The following is a 19,055-nucleotide window of genomic DNA, read 5'->3' as shown; positions in this document are numbered from 1 at the left end:
CGCCGCGATGCCGCCCCACTTCGCAAGACTGGACGTCCATGGACGACAAGGATCGCGTCTTCGCCCGCTTCAAGGACGACAAGCCGGAACCGGCCGACCGGCGCGAAGTGCTGAACATTCCGCGCCGCAACGGGGCCACCGGGAGCCGGACGGTGCAGGTGGTGCATCTGCGCTCGGGCGGGCCGGCCAAGGACCGCGCGCAGCGACCGGACGCGCAGCTCCGCGCCGCATCCTGGGATGACGGCTTCCCCGCGAAGAAGTCCGCGGCGTCCCAGGTTTTCGGCACGCCCCCCGCGGCGCAGCCGGCAGCGCAGCCGGCGGCACCCCGGGCGCATGTCATGCCGGCCTGGGCACCGGCCGAGCCGCCCGCCGCGCCGCCGCCCGCCGAGGCGCCGGAGGCCGAGATCCGCCGCGGTCGCGGCAGGCCGCGCAAGGAGATCGCCGCCTCGCCGTCGCGGCAGGTCGCGGACCCCTTCGACGCCGCCGATGACGGCGCGAACTGCCTGCGCTGCGGCTATCGCGTCGAACCGGCGCGGGAAAGGCGCGGTCTGCTGACCTGCGCGGGATGCGACGGGGCGGACAGGCCGGCGACGGCGTAGGCCACCGCCGCGCGGCGTCAGCCCGCCTCCCCCGCGATCAGCGCGAGGCCCTCGGCCACCGACACGAACTCGCCGCCGCCCGCGACGCGGTCCGGCCCGAAGCGCTCCTCGAACAGCCGCCGCACCGCCGGCACCAGCGAGGTGCCGCCCGTGAGGAAGACGCGGTCCACCCGTGCCGCCGCGAGCCCGGCATCGGCCAGCGCCGCATCGAGCGCGCCCGCGATCCGCGCGAGGTCGCGCGCGATCCAGGATTCGAATTCGGCGCGGTCGATCGCGGCTTCCAGCAGCAGGTCGCCATGGGCGAAGCGCAGCGTCGTCGCCGCGTCCCGCGACAGCGCGTTCTTGGCCGCCGAAACGGCGCGGTACAGCTCGTAGCCCGCCTCGTCCTCGATGAGGCGGATGAGGCGGCGCAGCCGCTCCGGATGCTCCGCGGTGCGCGCAACCTCGGCGATGTCGCGCAGCGTGCGCGGCGCGCGCATCAGCGACAGGTGGTGCCAGCGCGCGAAGCTCGTGAACCATCCGGGCGGCACCGGCAGCGGGTTGCCCATCACGGCGTAGCTGCTGCCCTTGCCGAGCGCCGGCGAGACGACGTGGTCGATGATGCGGTAGTCGAAGGCGTCGCCCGCGATGCCCACGCCGGCATGGCCCAGCGGCGTGACGCGGCGCGGCGGCCCGGGGTCGAAGCGCAGCACGGAGAAGTCGCTCGTGCCGCCGCCGAAATCGGCCACCAGCACGGTCGTCGCGCGGTCGAGCCCGGCCGCGAAGCGATGGCCCGCCCCGGCGGGTTCCAGCGCCAGCGCGACATCCGGCATGCCCGCGGCCGCGAAGGCGGCCAGGAGCCTGCGCTCACCGAGGTCGGCGCCATCCGCGTCGCCGACGAAGCGCACCGGCCGGCCGACGACGATGCGCGCGCCATCGAGCCCGGCGCGGAAGGGCGCGAGGAGCTCGCGCAGGAACAGCGCCACCAGGTCCTCGAGCCGCCAGGCGCGGCCGAAGATGCGCGTCTCGGTGAAGCTGCGCTGCGCCAGGTAGCTCTTGAGCGACATGATGAGCCGGCTGCCGAGCGGATCCTCGAGATAGGCCTCGATGCCCGCGGGCCCGGCGGCGTGCACCGTCCGCCCGCCCGCCCCCGTGCCGAAGCAGAGCACGGAGCGGAACACCTCGCCCGTCGGGTGGCGCAGCGTCTCGCAGCCGCCATCCGGCCGCAGCATGGCGACGACGCTGTTGGTGGTGCCGAAGTCGATGCCGATGGCGGGGCGCATGCGCGGGGCCGGTCCGAGGGGAGCGGGGTTCAACCCCGCGCGACGCGGTCTGGCAAGCCCGCGCGCGTCAGCCCTCCGCGTCGTCGCAGCGCAGCGCCGGGGCGAGGCCGATGGCGGCCGGCACCGGGCCGGACTCGGCCAGGCCGAGCGCCGGGCGCGGCGCGGCGCCGCCATCCACCTGGCGGAAAGGCCCGTCCGGCGTTTCGGCCGCCTGCAGCAGGCCCCAGCCGAAGTGGAAGTACCAGCCATGCAGCGCGAGGCGCCCCTCGCGCACGCCCTCGGCGACGAAGGGATAGGTGGCGAGGTGGCGCAGGCTCGCCAGCACCGTCGCCTGTTCGGCCCGCCGGGCGATCACGGCGCGGTCGGCGTCCGTGACGAGCCCGTCCATCTCCTCCCGCACCTCGCGCGCGATATTCACCCAGTCGGAGACGAACTCGAAGCGCCGGCCGCCATGGTCGTGGTCCAGCAGGCAGCGCACGCCGGCGCAGAAGGAATGGCCGAGCACGATGACGTGGCGCACGCCGAGCGCCTTCACACCGAACTCGATCGCCGCGGACGTGCCGCGTGGGCGCTGGTCCGGCTCGTATTCCGGCACCAGCGCGGCGACGTTGCGGATGACGAAGAGGTCGCCGGGCCGCGCGCCGTAGATGATGGCGGGATCGGTGCGGCTGTCCGAGCAGGCGATCACCATGACCTCCGGCCGCTGCCCGTCGAGCAGCGCGTCGTAGAGGTCGGGGTCGAGGTCGAAATGCTGGCCGCGGAAGCGGTCGAAGCCCTCGACGAGGCGCCGCAGCGCGCCGCCCGGCGGCGGCCCCTGGTCCTGGCGCGCCATGTCAGCGTCGCCCCCGCCGCGGCCCGGTCAGGTCAGGCATCGGTTCCTCCCTGGTCGCGGCGCGCGGCCATCTCGCCGGCGATCGCGTCGCGTTCGGTGGTGTTGAGGATGCGGCGCGCGGCGGGGAGGAGCTCGGCTTCCTCCAGCGCGAGATGCCGGCGATAGGCGGCCGCGAAATCCAGCGCTGCGGGCAGGAAGCGCGCGGGCGCCGGATGGCCCCTGGCGATGGCGAGCAGATCCGCCTGCAGCATCGCGCATTGCCTGGCGGCGACGCGGCCGTCCGCCGCGAGCGTGTCGACGAGGGGGGCGATGACGGCGGGCAGGCGCGGAAAGAGCGACTCCTCCTCGTCGCGCAGGTGCAGCGGCAGGTCGTGCGCCAGCCAGGCGGCCAGCGCGCGCGCCATCGCGACCCGACCCCGCCGGCCGGGCTTGCGCGCGAAGCGCTCGAGATGCCCGAGCAGCGCGCGCTGCCGCGCGTGCTCGGCGCTGAGGAAGCCGAGCGGATCCGCGAGGAGTGCCGGATCGAGGGAGCCGAACAGGGCACCCGGGCCGCCCATGGCGCGTGCCTCCTCCGTCCCTGGTCAATTCACCAGCGGGCCGTCCGCGCGCGCCTCGCCATCGGCGCCGAGCGTGAAGCCCTCGATCGTCGCGCGCGCGGCCAGCACGGCGATGTACTGCCGCACGGCCGCCGTCCAGGCGGCGTGGCGCAGGTCGCGCAGCACCTGCCGGCGCGCCTCGTCGAACTCGGCGACGCGGCGGGGCGTGTGGCGATGCAGGTGCACGAGGTGCATGCCGTAGCGCGTCTCGACCACCACGGGGCAGACCTGGCCGGGCTCGAGCCCCACGAGCATCGACTCGAATTCCGCGACGGTGCTGCCGCGCTCGATGCGGCCGAGATGGCCGGCTTCCTCCCGCGACGGGCAGTCGGAATGCAGCCTGGCGAGTTCCGGCAGCCGGCCGGGGGAGGCGAGCACCTCGACGAGCAGCGCCTCGGCCTTGGCGCGCGCGGCCTTGCGTTCCTCCTCCACCTCCGGGTCGGCGGCGATCAGGATGTGGGAGGCGTCCCAGGCCTCGGGCGTGCCGAAGCGCTCGGGATGCGCGGCATGCCAGCGGCGCGCCGCGGCCTCGTCCGGATCGGGAATGCGGATCTCGGCGGCGAGCAGGGCGTCGATCGCGTCCTCCTCCTCCTCCTCCGCTTCCGCGTGCCCGCCTTCCCGCGCCGCGTCGAGCAGCAGGCGGCGGATGACGAGGGCGCGGGCGGCGTTCTCCCACGCGATCTCGGCGCAGGCGGCGGGGTGGTGCTGCATCTCGGCGGCGATGTCGCGCGCCGGGATGGTGGTGCCGTTCACGACGACGTCGTGCTCGGGCCAGGCGGGGGCGGCCGGCGCGGCGGGCTTCTGCGGCGGCGGCTGGAAACGGACGGTCATGGGCGTCACTCCGCCGGTTGCGCGCCGGGGCGCGCGACGGGCCCGGGCCGGTTGGTCGCGCCGCCGCGCACCCGCACGACCTGCCAGGACCGGAACAGGTACCAGACCGGCGCGGAGAAGATGTGCACGAGCCGCGTGAAGGGCGTGACGAGGAACAGCGTCATGCCGAGCACGAGATGCGCGTGGTAGGGGAAGTCGAGCCCGCGGATCAGGTCGGCCGCGCCCGGCTGGAAGGTGACGATCGCCTGGCTCCAGCCCGACAGCGCGAGCATCACCGAGCCGTCGCGATGCCCGAGCGAGAAGGGCAGCGTGACGAGGCCGAGGCAGAGCTGCACCCACAGCAGCAGCAGGATGAAGGTGTCGGCATAGGTGGAGGTGCGGCGGATGCGGTCGTCGTACAGCCGGCGGTGCAGCAGCAACGAGAGCCCGGCGAAGCAGACCGCGCCGGCGAGCCCACCGGCGATGATCGCGACGCGCTGCTTGGTCGCCGGGTCGATCAGCCAATCATAGGCCCAGTGCGGCGTCAGCAGCCCGATGAAGTGCCCGAAGAACAGGAAGATGATGCCGAAGTGGAAGAGGTTGCTGCCGAGCCGCAGCTGCCGCGCGCGCAGCATCTGCGAGGACCCCGACCGCCAGGTGTACTGGTCGCGGTCGAAGCGGATGAGCGAGCCGATCACGAACACGCCCATGCAGATGTAGGGGTAGATGCCGAAGAGGAAGCCGTGGAGGTGGTCGGTGAAGGCGTCCCAGATGGCGAACATGTCCGCTCTCCTTCAGCGGGCGGTGGCGGAAGGCCCGCGGAAATGCCGCAGGCGCTGGATCATGGCGGCGACCTTGGCGCGGGCGCCTTCCTTGTCGGGGTCGGATTCCGGGCCGAAGACCACGGGCTCGGATTCGTAGGCCGCGTCGAGCTCGGCGAATTCCTCCGCGTCGGTGCGTTCCTGTTCCTGCGTCGGGGCCTGGGCGGGCTTCGCGCCGATCTCGGCCAGCGTGGCGGCGAGGATGACGGCGTAGAGCCGCGCCTCGGCGCTGCCGCGGCCGAGCAGCCGGGCATGCAGCGCGTCGAGGATCGGCGCGCATTGCTCGAGCAGGTTGCGGGCCGTCCCTTCCGGGGCCACCGCGCAGAATTCGAGGAAGAGCGGCAGGAAGTCCGGCAGCTCCCGCGCATCGAGCGCGTAGCCCGCCTGTTCGTAGACCTGCGCGAGCTCGATCATGGCTGGGCCGCGGTTGCGGGTATCCCCGTGCACATGCTCGAACAGGTGCAGCGATGTGCCGCGGCCGCGGTCGAAGAGCCGCACATAGGCTTCCTCCCGGTCGAGCCCGTCGCCCTGCGCCAGGCGGCGCGGCAGGCGCAGCAGGCGGGCGACGAGGTCGGGACGGAAGCCGGCGCCGGGGATGGCCGCGGCGATGTCGGGCAGGTCCGCGCGCAGCGCCTCGTCCGGATAACGGAGGAGCCGGGAGAGGATGGCGAGGCGCTTGTTCACTTCGCATTCTCCTGCTGCTGGGCGGCTTCCTGCGCTTCGCGGATGCGCGGCGGCGCCATGCGCCCGGCCGAGGGGCCGGAGGCGCTGAACAGGTTGCCGACGGTGCGCCCGTCGTAGCAGCCCTGGCCGAAGCTGAAGCCGCAGGACGACTTCAGGTCGAAGGCGTTCTCCGCGTATTCGCGATGCGTGGTCGGGATGACGTAGCGGTCCTCGTAGTTCGCAATCGCCAGCGTCTGGTACATGTCCTCGACCTGCGCGGCGGTGAGGCCGACCTTGGCCAGCACCTCGAGGTCCTCGCGGTTCTCCACGGTGCGCGCGCGCATGTGCATGCGCATCGCCATCATGCGCTGGAGTGCCAGCACCACCGGCGCCTCCGCCCCCGCGGTCAGCAGGTTGGCGAGGTACTTCACCGGGATGCGCAGGCTCTCGATGTCCGGCAGCCCGTCCTTCCAGCCGACATGGCCGGCCTCCACCGCGGACTGCACGGGCGAAAGCGGGGGGACGTACCAGACCATCGGCAGCGTGCGGTATTCGGGGTGCAGCGGGAAGGCGATCTGCCAGTCGATGCACATCTTGTAGGTCGGGCTTTTGCGCGCGGCCTCGAGCCAGGCTTCCGGGACGCCGTCGGCCCGCGCCTGCTCGATCACCTTCGGGTCGCTGGGGTCGAGGAAGATGTCGAGCTGCTTGCGGTAGAGCTGCTGCTCGTTCTCGGCGCTCGCCGCTTCCTCGATGCGGTCGGCGTCGTAGAGGAGGACGCCGAGGTAGCGGATGCGCCCGACGCAGGTCTCCGAGCAGACGGTGGGTTCGCCCGCCTCGATGCGCGGGTAGCAGAAGATGCACTTCTCGGCCTTACCGGACTGCCAGTTGTAGTAGATTTTCTTGTAGGGGCAGGCGGAGACGCACATGCGCCAGCCGCGGCACTTCTCCTGGTCGATCAGGACGATGCCGTCTTCCTCCCGCTTGTAGATGCTGCCCGAGGGGCAGGAGGCGACGCAGGCCGGGTTGAGGCAGTGCTCGCACAACCGCGGCAGGTAGAACATGAAGGTCTTCTCGAACTGCCCGTACATCTCCTTCTGGATGCCGTCGAAGTTGCGGTCCTTGGAGCGCTTGCGGAATTCCGTCCCCAGGATCTCCTCCCAGTTCGGGCCCCACTTGATCTCCATCCGCTCCCCGGTGATGAGCGAGACGGGGCGCGCGACGGGCATCGTCTCGCTTTCCGGCGCGGTCTGCAGGTGCGTGTAGTCGAAGGTGAAGGGCTCGTAGTAGTCGTCTATCTCCGGCAGGTTCGGATTGGCGAAGATGTTGGCGAGGATGCGCCACTTCGCCCCGATGCGCGGCTGGATCTTGCCGTTGCGCTTACGCGCCCAGCCGCCCTTCCAGCGGTCCTGGTTCTCCCAGTCCTTGGGATAGCCGATGCCGGGCTTGGTCTCGACGTTGTTGAACCAGGCGTATTCGACGCCCTCGCGGCTGGTCCAGACCTGCTTGCAGGTGACGGAGCAGGTGTGGCAGCCGATGCACTTGTCGAGGTTGAGCACCATCGCGATCTGTGCGCGGATCTTCATGGCCGTTACTCCGCCGCCTTGAGGTCTGCCGCCTGGGGTGTCACGCGCGGGCCGTCCATCCAGTCGACATTCGCCATCTTGCGGACGATGACGAACTCGTCGCGGTTGGTGCCGATCGTGCCGTAGTAGTTGAAGCCGTAGGCCAGCTGCGCGTAGCCGCCGATCATGTGCGTGGGCTTGATCGTGGCGCGGGTGACCGAGTTGTGGATGCCGCCGCGGGCATGCGTGATCTCGCTGCCTGGTACGTTCACGATCTTCTCCTGCGCGTGGTACATCATGATTATCCCCTTGGGCACGCGCTGGGAGACGACGGCGCGGGCGCAGAGCGCGCCGTTGACGTTGAAGGCCTCGACCCAGTCATTGTCCTCGATGCCCATGGTCGCGGCGTCGGTCTCGCTGAGCCACACGATCGGCCCGCCGCGCGAGAGCGTCAGCATCAGCAGGTTGTCGGTGTAGACGCTGTGGATGCCCCATTTCTGGTGCGGCGTGATGAAGTTGAGCGCGATCTCCGTGTTGCCGTTCGGCTTCACGCCGTGCATCGGGCCATGCGCGCGCAGATCCACCGGCGGGCGGTAGAGGCAGAGCGCCTCCCCGAAGGCGAGCATCCAGGGGTGGTCCTGGTACAGCTGCTGACGCCCCGTCAGCGTGCGCCAGGGGATCAGCTCATGCACATTGGTGTAGCCGGCGTTGTAGCAGACCTCCTCGCTCTCCAGCCCCGACCAGATGGGGGAGGAGATGATCTTGCGCGGCTGGGCCTGCACGTCGCGGAAGCGGATCGCCTCGTGCTCCTTCGCGCGCGCGAGGTGCGTGTGGTCGCGCCCGGTGAACTTGCCGAGCGACTCCCACGCCTTGACCGCGACATGGCCGTTGGTCTCGGGCGCGAGGTGCATCAGCGTCTCGCAGGCGTCGATGTCGCTTTCCATCTTCGCTAGCTTGCCCTCGACGCCCGGCACCTCGGTCGTGCCGTTGAGGTGGCGGAGGAACTCCACCTCATGCTCGGTCTTCCAGGCCATGCCCTTGCCGTTGTTGCCAAGCCTGTCCATCAGCGGGCCGAGCGCGGTGAAGCGGGCATGGGTGTTGGGGTAGTCGCGCTCCACCACCGTGACGGCCGGCATGGTCTTGCCGGGGATGGGTTCGACCTCCCCCTTCTTCCAGTCGCGGATGACATGCGTCTGGCCGAGCTCGGCCGGGCTGTCATGCATCAGTGGCGTGAGGACGGTGTCGCGTTCCTTGCCGAGATGCCCCTTGGTGAGCGCCGAGAAGCGCCTGGCGATGCCGCGGAAGATCGCCCAGTCGGTGCGGCTTTCCCAGGCCGGGTCCACCGCCGCGGAGAGCGGGTGGATGAAGGGATGCATGTCGGAGGTGTTGAGGTCGTGCTTCTCGTACCAGGTGGCCGTGGGCAGCACGATGTCGGAGTACATGCAGGTGGTGCTCATGCGGAAGTCGAGCGTCACCAGCAGGTCGAGCTTCCCCTTCGGCGCCTCGTCGTGCCAGGCCGCTTCCTCCGGCTTCGCCTCGCCCTGTTCCCCGAGGTCCTTGCCCTGCACGCCGTGCTGCGTGCCGAGCAGGTGCTTGAGGAAATACTCGTGCCCCTTGCCCGAGGAGCCCAGCAGGTTCGACCGCCAGACGAACAGGTTGCGCGGCCAGTTCGCCGGGTGGTCGGGATCCTCGCAGGACATCTCGAGCGTGCCGGACTTCAGCGACTGCGCGACATATTGCGGCACCGGCATACCCGCCGCCTCGGCTTCCGCCGCGATGCCCAGCGGGTTGCGCACGAGTTGCGGGGCGGAAGGCAGCCAGCCCATCCGCTCGGCGCGGATGTTGAAGTCGATCAGCGCGCCGGTCATCGCCTTGGGCGCGGTGGGCGAGAGCAGGTCGGCGACCTGCACCGTCTCGTAGCGCCACTGGTCGGTGTGCGCGTACCAGAACGACGTGCTGTTCTGCTGCCGCGGTGGCCGCCCCCAATCGGTCGCGAAGGCAACGGGGATCCAGCCCGATTGCGGGCGCAGCTTCTCCTGCCCCACGTAGTGCGCCCAGCCGCCGCCGGACTGGCCGATGCAGCCGCACATCACCAGCAGGTTGATGATGCCGCGGTAGTTCATGTCCGAGTGGTACCAGTGGTTCAGCGCGGCCCCGAGGATGACCATGGACTTGCCGCGCGTCTTCTCGGCGTTGTCGGCGAATTCGCGCGCCACGGTGATGATCTGCTGGCGCGGCACGCCGCAGACGGCCTCCGCCCAGGCGGGGGTGTAGGGGGCCATGGCGTCGTAGTTCGCCTCGCCCGTCACGCCGTAGTTCGCGAGGAACAGGTCGTAGACGGTCGCGACCTTCGCCGTGCCGCCATCGGCCAGGGCCACGGTGGTGAAGGGCACCTCATGCGTGACGGTGTCGCCGAGGCTGGTCGGGTTGAAGAAGGCGACGGCGCCGTCGCCGAAATAGGGGAAGGTGACGCGCGCGGTGGCGGCGCCGGCCAGCGACAGGCGCGGCGTGACCTCGGCGCCCGACTTCGCGTCGCGGCCCTCGAGATTCCACTTGCCCTGCTCGCCCCAGCGGAAGCCGATCGAGCCGGTGGGCACATAGGCCGCGCCGGTCGCGTCGTCGATCGCGACGGTCTTCCAGTCGGGGTTGTTCGCCTCCCCCGCATTGCCCGCCAGGTCGGATGCGCGCAGCTGCCGGTCGGGCACCAGGCGCCCGTCCTTCTCCGTCAGCAGCACGAGCATCGGCATGTCGGAATAGCGGCGGCAATAGTCGATGAAGTAGTCGCCGCGCCCCTTCGCGTGCCATTCGGTCAGGATCACATGGCCCATCGCCAGCGCCAGCGCGGCATCCGTGCCCTGCTTCGGGTGCAGCCAGAGATCGGCGAACTTCGACGCTTCGGAATAGTCCGGCGTGACGGTCACGACCTTGGTGCCGCGGTAGCGCGCCTCGGCCATGAAATGGGCGTCGGGCGTGCGCGTCTGCGGCACGTTCGATCCCCACATCATGATGAAGCCCGCATTGTACCAGTCGGCGGATTCGGGAACGTCCGTCTGCTCGCCCCAGGTCTGCGGCGATGACGGGGGCAGGTCGCAGTACCAGTCGTAGAAGGACATGCAGACGCCGCCGATCAGCGACAGATACCGGCTGCCCGCGGCGTAGGAGACCATGCTCATCGCCGGGATGGGGGAGAAGCCGATCACGCGGTCCGGCCCGTGCTGCTTCACGGTGTGCACGTTCGCGGCGGCGATGATCTCCTCCGCCTCGTCCCAGTTCGCGCGGACGAAGCCGCCCTGGCCGCGCACCTGCTGGTATTCACGCCGCTTCGCCGGGTCGTCCTGGATGGACTTCCAGGCCAGCACGGGATCGGCGTGCAGCGCCTTCGCCTTCCGCCACAGGCGCAGCAGGCGCTTGCGGATCATCGGGTATTTCACGCGGTTGGCGCTGTACAGGTACCAGGAGTAGGAGGCGCCGCGGGAACAGCCGCGCGGCTCGTGGTTCGGCAGGCCGGGGCGCGTGCGCGGATAGTCGGTCTGCTGCGTCTCCCACGTCACGATCCCGCCCTTGACGTAGATCTTCCAGGAACAGGACCCGGTGCAGTTGGCGCCATGGGTGGACCGCACGATCTTGTCGTGCGCCCAGCGCGACCGGTAGGCGTCTTCCCAGGCGCGGCTCTCGGTCGTGGTCTCGCCGTGGCCGTTGCTGAAGGTGCCCGCGTACTTCTTGAAGTAGGTCAGGCGATCGAGGAAGTGGCTCATCTGTTCGGGTCCTTCCCGGTCAGGCCGTGGCCGGCGGCGCGCTGGCGCGGCCGCGCTCGATGTCGTGCAGCAGGCCGCCCCGGCGCGTGTAGACGCCCCAGGTCACGGCGATGCAGATCAGGTAGAAGGCGAGGAAGCCCCAGAGCGCCGCGACCGGGCTGCCGGTCATGGCGATCGAGGTGCCGTAGCTCTTGGGGATGAAGAAGGCGCCGTAGGCGGCGATGGCGGAGGTGAAGCCGATGATCGCCGCGCTTTCCTTTTCCGCCTGCGTCCGGCGCTGCGCCGGGTCGAGTTCCGGCATCAGCCGCGCCATGTCCTTGCCCATGATCGCGGGGATCATCTGGAAGGTGGAGGCGTTGCCGACGCCGCTCGCGAGGAACAGGAACATGAAGCTCGCGAAGAAGCCCCAGAAGGCGCCCGGCTGCTCCTTGATGCCGATGAAGTGGATGACGCCGTAGACGCCCAGCGCCATGGCGATGAACACCAGCAGGCTGACCCGCCCGCCGCCCCACTTGTCCGACACCCAGCCCGTCATGGACCGCGACAGCGCGCCCACCAGCGGGCCGAGGAAGGCGAGCTGCAGCGCGTCCACCTCGGGGAACTGGGTGCGCGCCAGCAGCGGGAAGCCGGCGGAATAGCCGATGAACGACCCGAAGGTGCCGGTGTAGAGGAAGCACATGATCCAGTTGTGCCGGCGCTGGAAGATCACGGCCTGGTCGGCGAAGGACGCCTTCATCGACGCCAGGTCATCCATGCGGAACCAGGCCGCGAAGGCCGCCGCCGCGATGAAGGGCACCCAGACGAAGCCGGCATTCTGCAGCCACAGCGTCGATCCGCCCTGCACCGCCTGGGCATCGCCGCCCAGCGCGCCGAAGACGCCCGCGGTGATCACCAGCGGCACGACGAACTGCACCACGCTGACGCCGAGATTGCCGAGGCCGGCGTTGAGCGCGAGCGCGTTGCCCTTCTCCCGCTTCGGAAAGAAGAAGGAGATGTTGGCCATGGAGGAGGCGAAGTTGCCGCCGCCGAAGCCGCACAGCAGCGCGAGCGCGAGGAACACCCAATAGGGCGTCGCCGGGTTCTGCACGGCGAAGCCGATCCCCAGCGCCGGGATCATCAGCGACCAGGTGGACAGCGTCGTCCACAGCCGCCCGCCGAAGATGGGCGGCATGAAGGAATAGAAGATCCGCAGCGTCGCGCCCGACAGGCCGGGCAGCGCGGCCAGCCAGAACAGCTGGCCGGTATCGAAGCGGAAGCCGACGGCCGGCAGCTTCGCCACCACCACCGACCACACCATCCACACCGCGAAGGCGAGCAGCAGGCAGGGGATGGAGACCCAGAGGTTGCGGCGCGCGACGGCGCGGCCCTTCGCCTCCCAGAAGGCCGGGTCTTCCGGCCGCCAGTCGGCGATGGCGTGGCCGCGCAGCGCGCCTTCCTGCGCGGCGCCGTGGATGGGCTGCATCTCCGGCAGTTCCGGCAGCTTCGCGAGCGCCGGCGCGGCGGCCTCGCGCTCCATCCGCAGGATCGCCATGTGCATCCACACCAGCGCGACGGCGCTGATCAGGAACAGCAGCATGAAGCAGGATTGCCGCACGCCGGTCAGGTCGTTCAGCAGGCCGAAGACGATCGGCAGCACGAAGCCGCCCAGGCCGCCGATCAGCCCGACGATGCCGCCCACCGGGCCGACGCGGTTCGGGTAGTAGACCGGGATGTGCTTGTAGACCGCGGCCTTGCCCAGGCTCATGAAGAAGCCCAGCACGAAGACCAGCACGATGAAGGGCACGACGCCGGTCTCGAGCCGGAATTCCATCGGCCCGCGGATGCCCTGCACCACATAGGTGGTCGGCGGGTAGGAGAGGATGAAGCTCACCAGCACCGACACGCCGAGCGTCCAGTACATGATGCGCCGGGCGCCGTAGCGGTCCGACAGCACGCCGCCATAGGCGCGGAAGATCGATGCCGGCACCGAATAGGCCGCGCCGATCATGCCCGCGGTGGTGATCGAGAAGCCGTAGGTGTCGATGATGTAGCGCGGCAGCCAGAGCGCCAGCGCGACGAAGGCGCCGAAGACGAAGAAGTAATAGAGGCTGAAGCGCCAGACCTGGACGTTCTTCAGCGGCTCCATCAGCGCCGAGATCGGCTCGGGCTTCTGGCCCGTGGCGCGGCGGCGCGCGAGGTCGGGGTCGTCCTGCGTCATGAACCAGAAGGCAGCCGCGGTGACCAGCAGCGCCACGGCCCAGACGATCGCGACCGTCTTCCAGCCGAAGCCCACCATGATCACGGGCGCGAGGAACTTCGTCACCGCCGCGCCCACATTGCCCGCGCCGAAGATGCCGAGCGCGGTGCCCTGCTTCTCCTTCGGGAACCACTTGGAGACATAGGCGATGCCGACGGCGAAGGACCCGCCCGCGATGCCGACGCCGAGCGCGGCCAGCAGGAAGGTCGGGTAGTCGTAGGCGAAGACCAGCAGGAAGGTCGCGATCGCGGCCGCGACCATGGTGCCGGTGTAGACCACCCGGCCGCCATACTGGTCCGCCCAGATGCCGAGGATCAGCCGGATCAGGCTGCCCGTCAGGATGGGGGTGCCGACCAGCAGGCCGAACTGCGTCTCGTTCAGGCCGAGGTCGCGCTTCAGCTGGACGCCGATGATGGAAAAGATCGTCCAGACCGCGAAGCAGACGGTGAAGGCGATCGTGGACAACCACAATGCCCGGGACTGTGCGCCAGGATCGGGCGCGAACCCCGCCGGCGTGACGCTCTGCTGTGACATGCCCTGCCCTCTCATCCGCTGGAGGCAGGCGAACTCATCGGATCGCAGGCGGGCGGGACGATTGATCCTGATCAAGCAAGTCGCGCGGGCGGGCGCTGATTTCGCGCCAATGCCAAGCAGGACAAGGGCCGCGATGACGGATGCGGGAACGGCCGTTGATTCAAATCAAGGCGGTCGATGATCCCTTCCGGCCTCATGCGGCACCGATGGGGGACCCGTCATGCCGAACGCCTCGCGCACCCGCACGCTGCTGGAGACCTCGCCCTTCTTCCAGGCGGCCGGCGCCGCCGCGATGTCCGAGGTGCTGCGCGCCAGCTTCACGCAGATCCTGCCCCGCGGCGCGCGGCTGTTCGAGCAGGGCGACGAGCCGGATTTCCTGCACATGCTGCTGGAAGGCAGCGTCGGCCTGCAGGCGCAGGTCGAAGGGACGGACAGCACCATGATCGAGCTGTTCGGCGCGGGGGAGGTCTTCCTCGCCGCCGCCGTCATGCTCCGCCTGCCCTATCTCGCGACCGCCGTCGCCCTCACCGAGATCCGCGTCCTGATGATCCCGGCCGATGCCTTCCGGGAAGGCGTGAACCGGTCGCACGACCTGTGCAAGGCGACGACCCAGCTGCTGGCGCGGCATTGGCGCCTGATGGTCGACCAGGTGGTGGACCTGAAGCTGCGCAGCGCGGAGGACCGGGTGGCGCGCTTCCTCGCCCACCGGGTGCCGGAGGAAGCGGGCACCGGCACCGCCGCGATGCCCGAGCCGCGCGCGGCCATTGCCGCCCGGCTCGGCATGACGCCCGAGACGCTCTCCCGCGCCCTGGCCACGCTCGAGCAGAAGGGCAAGCTGCGGCGCTCGGCCACCGGGGCCCTGGTGGCGGACCGGACGGCGCTGTCGCAATAGCCGGGCCCCTCCGCCCCGGGGGGGCATCGCTTGATGTCGCGGCGCGTCGGGGCCATCCTAGGGGCAGCCGGCGCTGGGCCGGCCCAAACGGAGGATTCCTTCATGGCCTGGAAGACGCCCAAGATCGTCGAGATCTCCCTCGCCCTCGAGATCAACAGCTACGCCTGCGCCGAGATCGGCTGACCAGGCCGCCCGGGGCCGCTTCATGCTCCGGGTGATCGTCCTTGGGGCCGCCGCCGGCGGCGGGTTTCCGCAATGGAATTCCGCCGGCGCCGGCTGCTTGCGCGCGCGTGCCGGCGACCCGGCCGCGCCCCCACGCACCCAGGCGAGCATCGCCGTGTCGGCGGATGGGGAACGTTGGCTGCTGGTCAATGCCAGCCCGGACCTGCGGCAGCAGATCGCCGCCACCCCCGCCCTGCACCCCCGCCCCGGCACGCTGCGCAACTCCCCGATCGGGGCCGTGCTGCTCACGGGCGCGGAGGTCGATGCAATCGCCGGCCTGCTGCACCTGCGCGAACGCCAGCCCTTCGAGATCCTTGCGGCGCCGCAGAGCCTCGCCGTGCTCGACGCCAACCCGATCTTCCGCGCCCTGAACCCCGATTTCGTCAGCCGCCGCGCGATCCGGCCCGGGCAGGCCTTCGAGGCGCTCGGCATCACGGTCACGCCCTATGCCGTGCCGGGCAAGGTGCCTCTGTTTGCCGAGCAAGGCGCCGATCCGGGCCTGGCCGAGGACGGGGAGGCGCTCGGCGTCGCCTTCTCGGCCGGCGGCGGGGCGCTGCACTACATCCCGGGCTGCGCGGCGATGACGGACGCGCTGCGCGCGCGGCTCGCCGGGGCGGATTGCGTGCTGTTCGACGGCACGCTGTTCCGTGACGAGGAGATGATCGCCCTCGGCGCCGGCCCCAAGACCGGTCGGCGCATGGGCCACATGCCGATGACCGGGCCGGGCTCGACGGTCGAGGCCTTCGCCACGATCCCCGTCCGCCGCCGCGTCTTCGTGCACATCAACAACACCAATCCCGCCCTGCTGGCCGACAGCCCGGAACGCGCGATCCTGCGCGACGCCGGCTGGGAGGTCGCGCAGGACGGCATGGAGATCACGCCTTGAACATGATGTCGGCCGAGGCGCTGGAAGCCGCGCTGCGCGCGATCGGCGCCGAGCGCTACCACGTCCACCATCCCTTCCATCACCTGCTGCATGGCGGGAAGCTGACCAAGGACCAGGTCCGCGCCTGGGCGCTGAACCGCTACTACTACCAGGCCTCGATCCCGGCGAAGGACGCCTCCCTGCTCGCGCGGCTGCCCACGCCGGACCTCCGCCGCGAATGGCGCCGCCGGCTGGTCGACCACGATGGCGACGGGGTGCATCCGGGCGGCGTGGAGCGCTGGCTCGCGCTGACCGACGGGCTGGGGCTCGACCGCGACTACGTGACCTCGCTCGCCGGCCTGCTGCCGGCGACGCGCTTCGCGGTCGATGCCTATGTCCGCTTCGTGCGGGAGAAGTCGCTGCTGGAGGCGATCGCCTCCTCGCTGACCGAGATGTTTTCCCCCGACATCATCTCCCAGCGCGTCTCGGGCATGCTGCGGAACTACGATTTCGTCACGGCGGAAACCCTCGCCTACTTCACGCCGCGGCTGACCCAGGCGCCGCAGGACGTCGCCTTCGCGCTGGCCTATGTGAAGGAACACGCCGACACGGCGGAAAAGCAGCAGCAGGTGCTGGCCGCGCTGCGCTTCAAGTGCGACCTGCTCTGGTCGCAGCTGGATGCGCTGCACTTCGCGTATGTCGAACCGGGATTGCCGCCGCCGGGGGCGTACCGGCCATGACCCCGCGCTTCGCCGCGGGCGTGCGCCTGCACCATGACGTCGCCCGCGGCCGCTGGGTGGTGATGGCGCCCGAACGCATGTTCGTACCGGACGAGACGGCGCTCGAGGTGCTGCGCATGGTCGATGGCGCGCGCGACCTGGACGCCATCATCGACGCCCTGGCCGAGAAGTTCGACGCGCCACGGGAGGTGATCGCCGGCGACGTGCGCGCGCTGCTGGACGACCTGGTCGTGCGCGGGGCGCTGGTGACGTGAACGCGCCGCTCGCGCTGCTGGCCGAGCTGACGCATCGCTGCCCGCTGCGCTGCCCCTATTGCTCGAACCCGGTCGAGCTGACCCGCGCCTCGGAGGAACTCGCGACCGGGGAATGGGCGCGCGTCTTCCGCGAAGCGGCGGAGATCGGCTGCCTGCAGGTGCACCTGTCGGGCGGGGAGCCCACGGCGCGGCGGGACATCGTCGAGATCACGGCGGCTGCGCGCGCGGCGGGGCTGTACACCAACCTGATCACCGCGGGCGTGCTGCTCGACGCGGCGCTGGTCGCGCGGCTGCAGGCGGCGGGGCTCGACCATGTGCAGCTGTCGGTGCAGGACGCGGACGCGGCCGGGGCGGAACGCATCGGCGGCATGCGCGGCGCCCATGCGCGCAAGGAAGCGGCGGCGCGGCTGGTGCGGGATGCGGGACTGCCGCTGACGCTCAACGCCGTGGTGCACCGGCAGAACCTGCACAGCCTGCCGCGGCTGGTCGAGATCGCGCTGGAATGGGGCGCGGCGCGGCTGGAAGTGGCGCATGTGCAGTACTACGGCTGGGCGCTGGCGAACCGCGACGCGCTGCTGCCCACGCGCGCGCAGCTGGACGAGGCGACGCGCACCGTGCAGGCGGCGCGGGACGCACATCGCGGCCGGCTCGTCATCGACTACGTCGTGCCCGACTACCACGCCGCGCGCCCCAAGGCCTGCATGGGCGGCTGGGGCAACCGCTTCCTGGCCGTCGCACCCTCCGGCCGCATCCTGCCCTGCCACGCGGCGGAATCGATCGCCGGGATGGCGTTCCCGAACGTGCGGGAGACCTCGCTCCGCGCAGCGTGGGAGGACAGCGACGCCTTCAACCGCTTCCGCGGCACCGGCTGGATGCGCGAGCCCTGCCGCGGCTGCGAGCATGCCGAGCGCGACTGGGGCGGCTGCCGCTGCCAGGCCTTCGCGCTGACCGGCGACGCCGCCGCGACCGACCCCGCCTGCGCGCTGTCGCCCGACCGGGCGCTGCTGCTCGCCGCGGTGGCGGAGGCGGGCACGACCGAATTCCGCTACCGGGAATTCGGCTGAGACCAGGCTTCGTCAGCCCCCGCCGGAGGCCCGCGCGCGCGTCGCGACCGGCGATGAGGATTGCCGCGCCCCTCCCACTTGCGCCCCCGCGGTCGCGCAGCATTCTGTCAGGACCGCGCCGAGCCGGAGACGCGACCATGACCGAGACATCGCCGCCCGCCGCCGCGCAGCGGGACGGCTTCGCCACGATCCTGATGATCTTCCTGCGCCTCGGCCTGACCTCCTTCGGCGGGCCGGTCGCGCATATCGGCTACCTGCGGGAGGAATTCGTCACCCGCCGCAAGTGGATGACCGAACAATCCTACGCCGACCTGGTGGCGCTGGCGCAGTTCATGCCGGGTCCGGCCAGCAGCCAGACGGGCTTCGCCATCGGCGTGATGCGCGGCGGGCTGCCCGGCGGGCTCGCCGCCTGGCTCGGCTTCACCATGCCCTCGGCGATCGTGATGGTGCTGGCGGCCTATGGCGTGGATCTCGCCGCCGGCGGGACGGGCGCGGGGGTGGTGCATGGGCTGAAGCTGGTCGCCGTCGCCGTCGTGGCGCAGGCGGTCTGGGGCATGGCGGGCAGCCTCTGCCCCGACCGTACGCGCGCGACGCTCGCCGTGGCCGGCACCATCGCGCTGATGCTGCTGCCGAGCGCCTGGACGCAGATCGGCGTGATCCTGGCGGGCGCGGGGGTCGGCGTCGCGCTGCTGCGCGACGGCGCGCCCGCGACGGAAACGAGGCTCGGCTTCACCGTGCCCGCCTGGGCGGGGGCCGTGGCGCTGCTGCTCGCGCTGGGCATCCTGCTCGGCCTGCCGCTGGTCGCGGTCGGCGGACCGCAGGCGCTGGCCTTGTTCGAGGCGTCCTACCGCGCCGGCGCGCTGGTGTTCGGCGGCGGGCATGTCGTGCTGCCGCTGCTGGAGGCGAGCTTCGTCCCGGAATGGATGAGCGCGGACACCTTCCTCGCCGGCTATGGCGTGGCGCAGGCGGTGCCCGGCCCGCTCTTCACCTTCGCGGCCTTCCTCGGCGCCGCGGCCTCGCCCTTCCCGAACGGCGTGCTCGGCGGGGCGATCGCGCTGGTCGGGATCTTCCTGCCAGGGCTGCTGCTGATGTACGGCATGCTGCCCTTCTGGGACGGGTTCCGGACGCGGCCGCTGGCGCAGGCCATGCTGCGCGGCGTGAACGCGGCGGTGGTCGGCATCCTGCTGGCCGCGCTGTACGACCCGATCTTCACCGCGGGGGTCAAGGCGCCGGCGGATTTCGCCATCGTGCTCGCCGCCTTCGCCGCGCTGGTGCTGTGGAAGCTGCCGGCCTGGGCGGTGGTGGCGGCGACGGCGGTGGCCGGGGTGCTCGCCCACGGCCTGTGACG

General features: G+C 71.0%; 17 protein-coding genes. 8 read left to right on the top strand and 9 right to left on the bottom strand.

Features of this window, described 5'->3' with window-relative positions:
* Nucleotides 1-38 precede the first annotated feature (38 nt).
* Complete coding sequence (locus J5Y09_RS10185) at nucleotides 39-599, top strand: hypothetical protein (protein ID WP_209351655.1); 561 nt, start codon at nucleotides 39-41, stop codon at nucleotides 597-599.
* A 17-nt stretch (nucleotides 600-616) separates the two neighbouring features.
* Here J5Y09_RS10185 and J5Y09_RS10180 read toward each other — a convergent pair whose 3' ends face one another.
* The 9 genes from J5Y09_RS10180 to J5Y09_RS10140 form a co-directional block, all read right to left on the bottom strand.
* Nucleotides 617-1,861 (bottom strand): Hsp70 family protein, encoded by a 1,245-nt coding sequence (locus J5Y09_RS10180; protein ID WP_209351654.1) that lies wholly within the window; start codon nucleotides 1,859-1,861, stop codon nucleotides 617-619.
* A gap of 67 nt (nucleotides 1,862-1,928) precedes the next feature.
* A complete protein-coding gene (locus J5Y09_RS10175) occupies nucleotides 1,929-2,693 on the bottom strand; it encodes a carbonic anhydrase (protein ID WP_209351653.1) in 765 nt (254 codons plus the stop codon).
* 32 nt (nucleotides 2,694-2,725) lie between these two features.
* Complete coding sequence (locus J5Y09_RS10170) at nucleotides 2,726-3,250, bottom strand: hemerythrin domain-containing protein (protein ID WP_209351652.1); 525 nt, start codon at nucleotides 3,248-3,250, stop codon at nucleotides 2,726-2,728.
* A gap of 24 nt (nucleotides 3,251-3,274) precedes the next feature.
* Nucleotides 3,275-4,120 carry a peptidylprolyl isomerase gene (locus J5Y09_RS10165; protein WP_209351651.1) on the bottom strand — a complete coding sequence of 282 codons (846 nt, stop codon included), beginning with the start codon at nucleotides 4,118-4,120 and terminating at the stop codon, nucleotides 3,275-3,277.
* 5 nt (nucleotides 4,121-4,125) lie between these two features.
* Nucleotides 4,126-4,881 carry a respiratory nitrate reductase subunit gamma gene (gene narI / locus J5Y09_RS10160; RefSeq protein WP_209351650.1) on the bottom strand — a complete coding sequence of 252 codons (756 nt, stop codon included), beginning with the start codon at nucleotides 4,879-4,881 and terminating at the stop codon, nucleotides 4,126-4,128.
* A gap of 12 nt (nucleotides 4,882-4,893) precedes the next feature.
* Complete coding sequence (gene narJ / locus J5Y09_RS10155; RefSeq protein ID WP_209351649.1) at nucleotides 4,894-5,604, bottom strand: nitrate reductase molybdenum cofactor assembly chaperone; 711 nt, start codon at nucleotides 5,602-5,604, stop codon at nucleotides 4,894-4,896.
* Nucleotides 5,601-7,166 carry a nitrate reductase subunit beta gene (narH, locus tag J5Y09_RS10150; RefSeq protein ID WP_209351648.1) on the bottom strand — a complete coding sequence of 522 codons (1,566 nt, stop codon included), beginning with the start codon at nucleotides 7,164-7,166 and terminating at the stop codon, nucleotides 5,601-5,603. The genes narJ and narH overlap by 4 nt, the downstream gene beginning before the upstream one ends.
* Before the next feature lie 5 nt (nucleotides 7,167-7,171).
* Nucleotides 7,172-10,900, bottom strand: a complete 3,729-nt coding sequence (locus tag J5Y09_RS10145) for a nitrate reductase subunit alpha (RefSeq protein ID WP_209351647.1) — start codon at nucleotides 10,898-10,900, stop codon at nucleotides 7,172-7,174.
* 19 nt (nucleotides 10,901-10,919) lie between these two features.
* Entirely contained in the window at nucleotides 10,920-13,601 is a 2,682-nt protein-coding gene (locus J5Y09_RS10140; protein WP_280845424.1) for a nitrate/nitrite transporter, read from the bottom strand.
* Nucleotides 13,602-13,890: 289 nt separating this feature from the next.
* On the opposite strand from J5Y09_RS10140, the gene J5Y09_RS10135 reads away from it, so the two are divergent.
* From J5Y09_RS10135 to chrA, 7 genes are all read left to right on the top strand, one after another.
* A complete protein-coding gene (locus J5Y09_RS10135; RefSeq protein WP_209351645.1) occupies nucleotides 13,891-14,562 on the top strand; it encodes a cyclic nucleotide-binding domain-containing protein in 672 nt (223 codons plus the stop codon).
* A gap of 102 nt (nucleotides 14,563-14,664) precedes the next feature.
* The gene (gene pqqA, locus J5Y09_RS24890) at nucleotides 14,665-14,745 is read left to right on the top strand and encodes a pyrroloquinoline quinone precursor peptide PqqA (RefSeq protein WP_232474646.1); all 81 of its coding nucleotides are present in this window, start codon (nucleotides 14,665-14,667) and stop codon (nucleotides 14,743-14,745) included.
* 22 nt (nucleotides 14,746-14,767) lie between these two features.
* Nucleotides 14,768-15,670: a pyrroloquinoline quinone biosynthesis protein PqqB gene (gene pqqB, locus J5Y09_RS10125; protein WP_209351643.1), complete on the top strand. Its 903-nt coding sequence runs from the start codon at nucleotides 14,768-14,770 to the stop codon at nucleotides 15,668-15,670.
* Between the two features lie 2 nt (nucleotides 15,671-15,672).
* A complete protein-coding gene (gene pqqC / locus J5Y09_RS10120) occupies nucleotides 15,673-16,389 on the top strand; it encodes a pyrroloquinoline-quinone synthase PqqC (protein ID WP_198374629.1) in 717 nt (238 codons plus the stop codon).
* The gene (pqqD, locus tag J5Y09_RS10115) at nucleotides 16,386-16,643 is read left to right on the top strand and encodes a pyrroloquinoline quinone biosynthesis peptide chaperone PqqD (protein WP_209351642.1); all 258 of its coding nucleotides are present in this window, start codon (nucleotides 16,386-16,388) and stop codon (nucleotides 16,641-16,643) included. Before pqqC ends, pqqD begins: the two co-directional genes overlap by 4 nt.
* Nucleotides 16,640-17,707 (top strand): pyrroloquinoline quinone biosynthesis protein PqqE, encoded by a 1,068-nt coding sequence (pqqE, locus tag J5Y09_RS10110; RefSeq protein ID WP_209351641.1) that lies wholly within the window; start codon nucleotides 16,640-16,642, stop codon nucleotides 17,705-17,707. The genes pqqD and pqqE overlap by 4 nt, the downstream gene beginning before the upstream one ends.
* A gap of 137 nt (nucleotides 17,708-17,844) precedes the next feature.
* Complete coding sequence (gene chrA, locus J5Y09_RS10105) at nucleotides 17,845-19,053, top strand: chromate efflux transporter (protein ID WP_209351640.1); 1,209 nt, start codon at nucleotides 17,845-17,847, stop codon at nucleotides 19,051-19,053.
* The last annotated feature ends 2 nt before the right edge of the window (nucleotides 19,054-19,055 follow it).

It is taken from the genome of Roseomonas nitratireducens, assembly GCF_017813355.1.
Taxonomy (GTDB): Bacteria; Pseudomonadota; Alphaproteobacteria; order Acetobacterales; family Acetobacteraceae; genus Neoroseomonas; species Neoroseomonas nitratireducens.
Note: the sequence above shows the minus strand (reverse complement) of the source record. Positions and strands in the feature narration are given on the sequence as shown.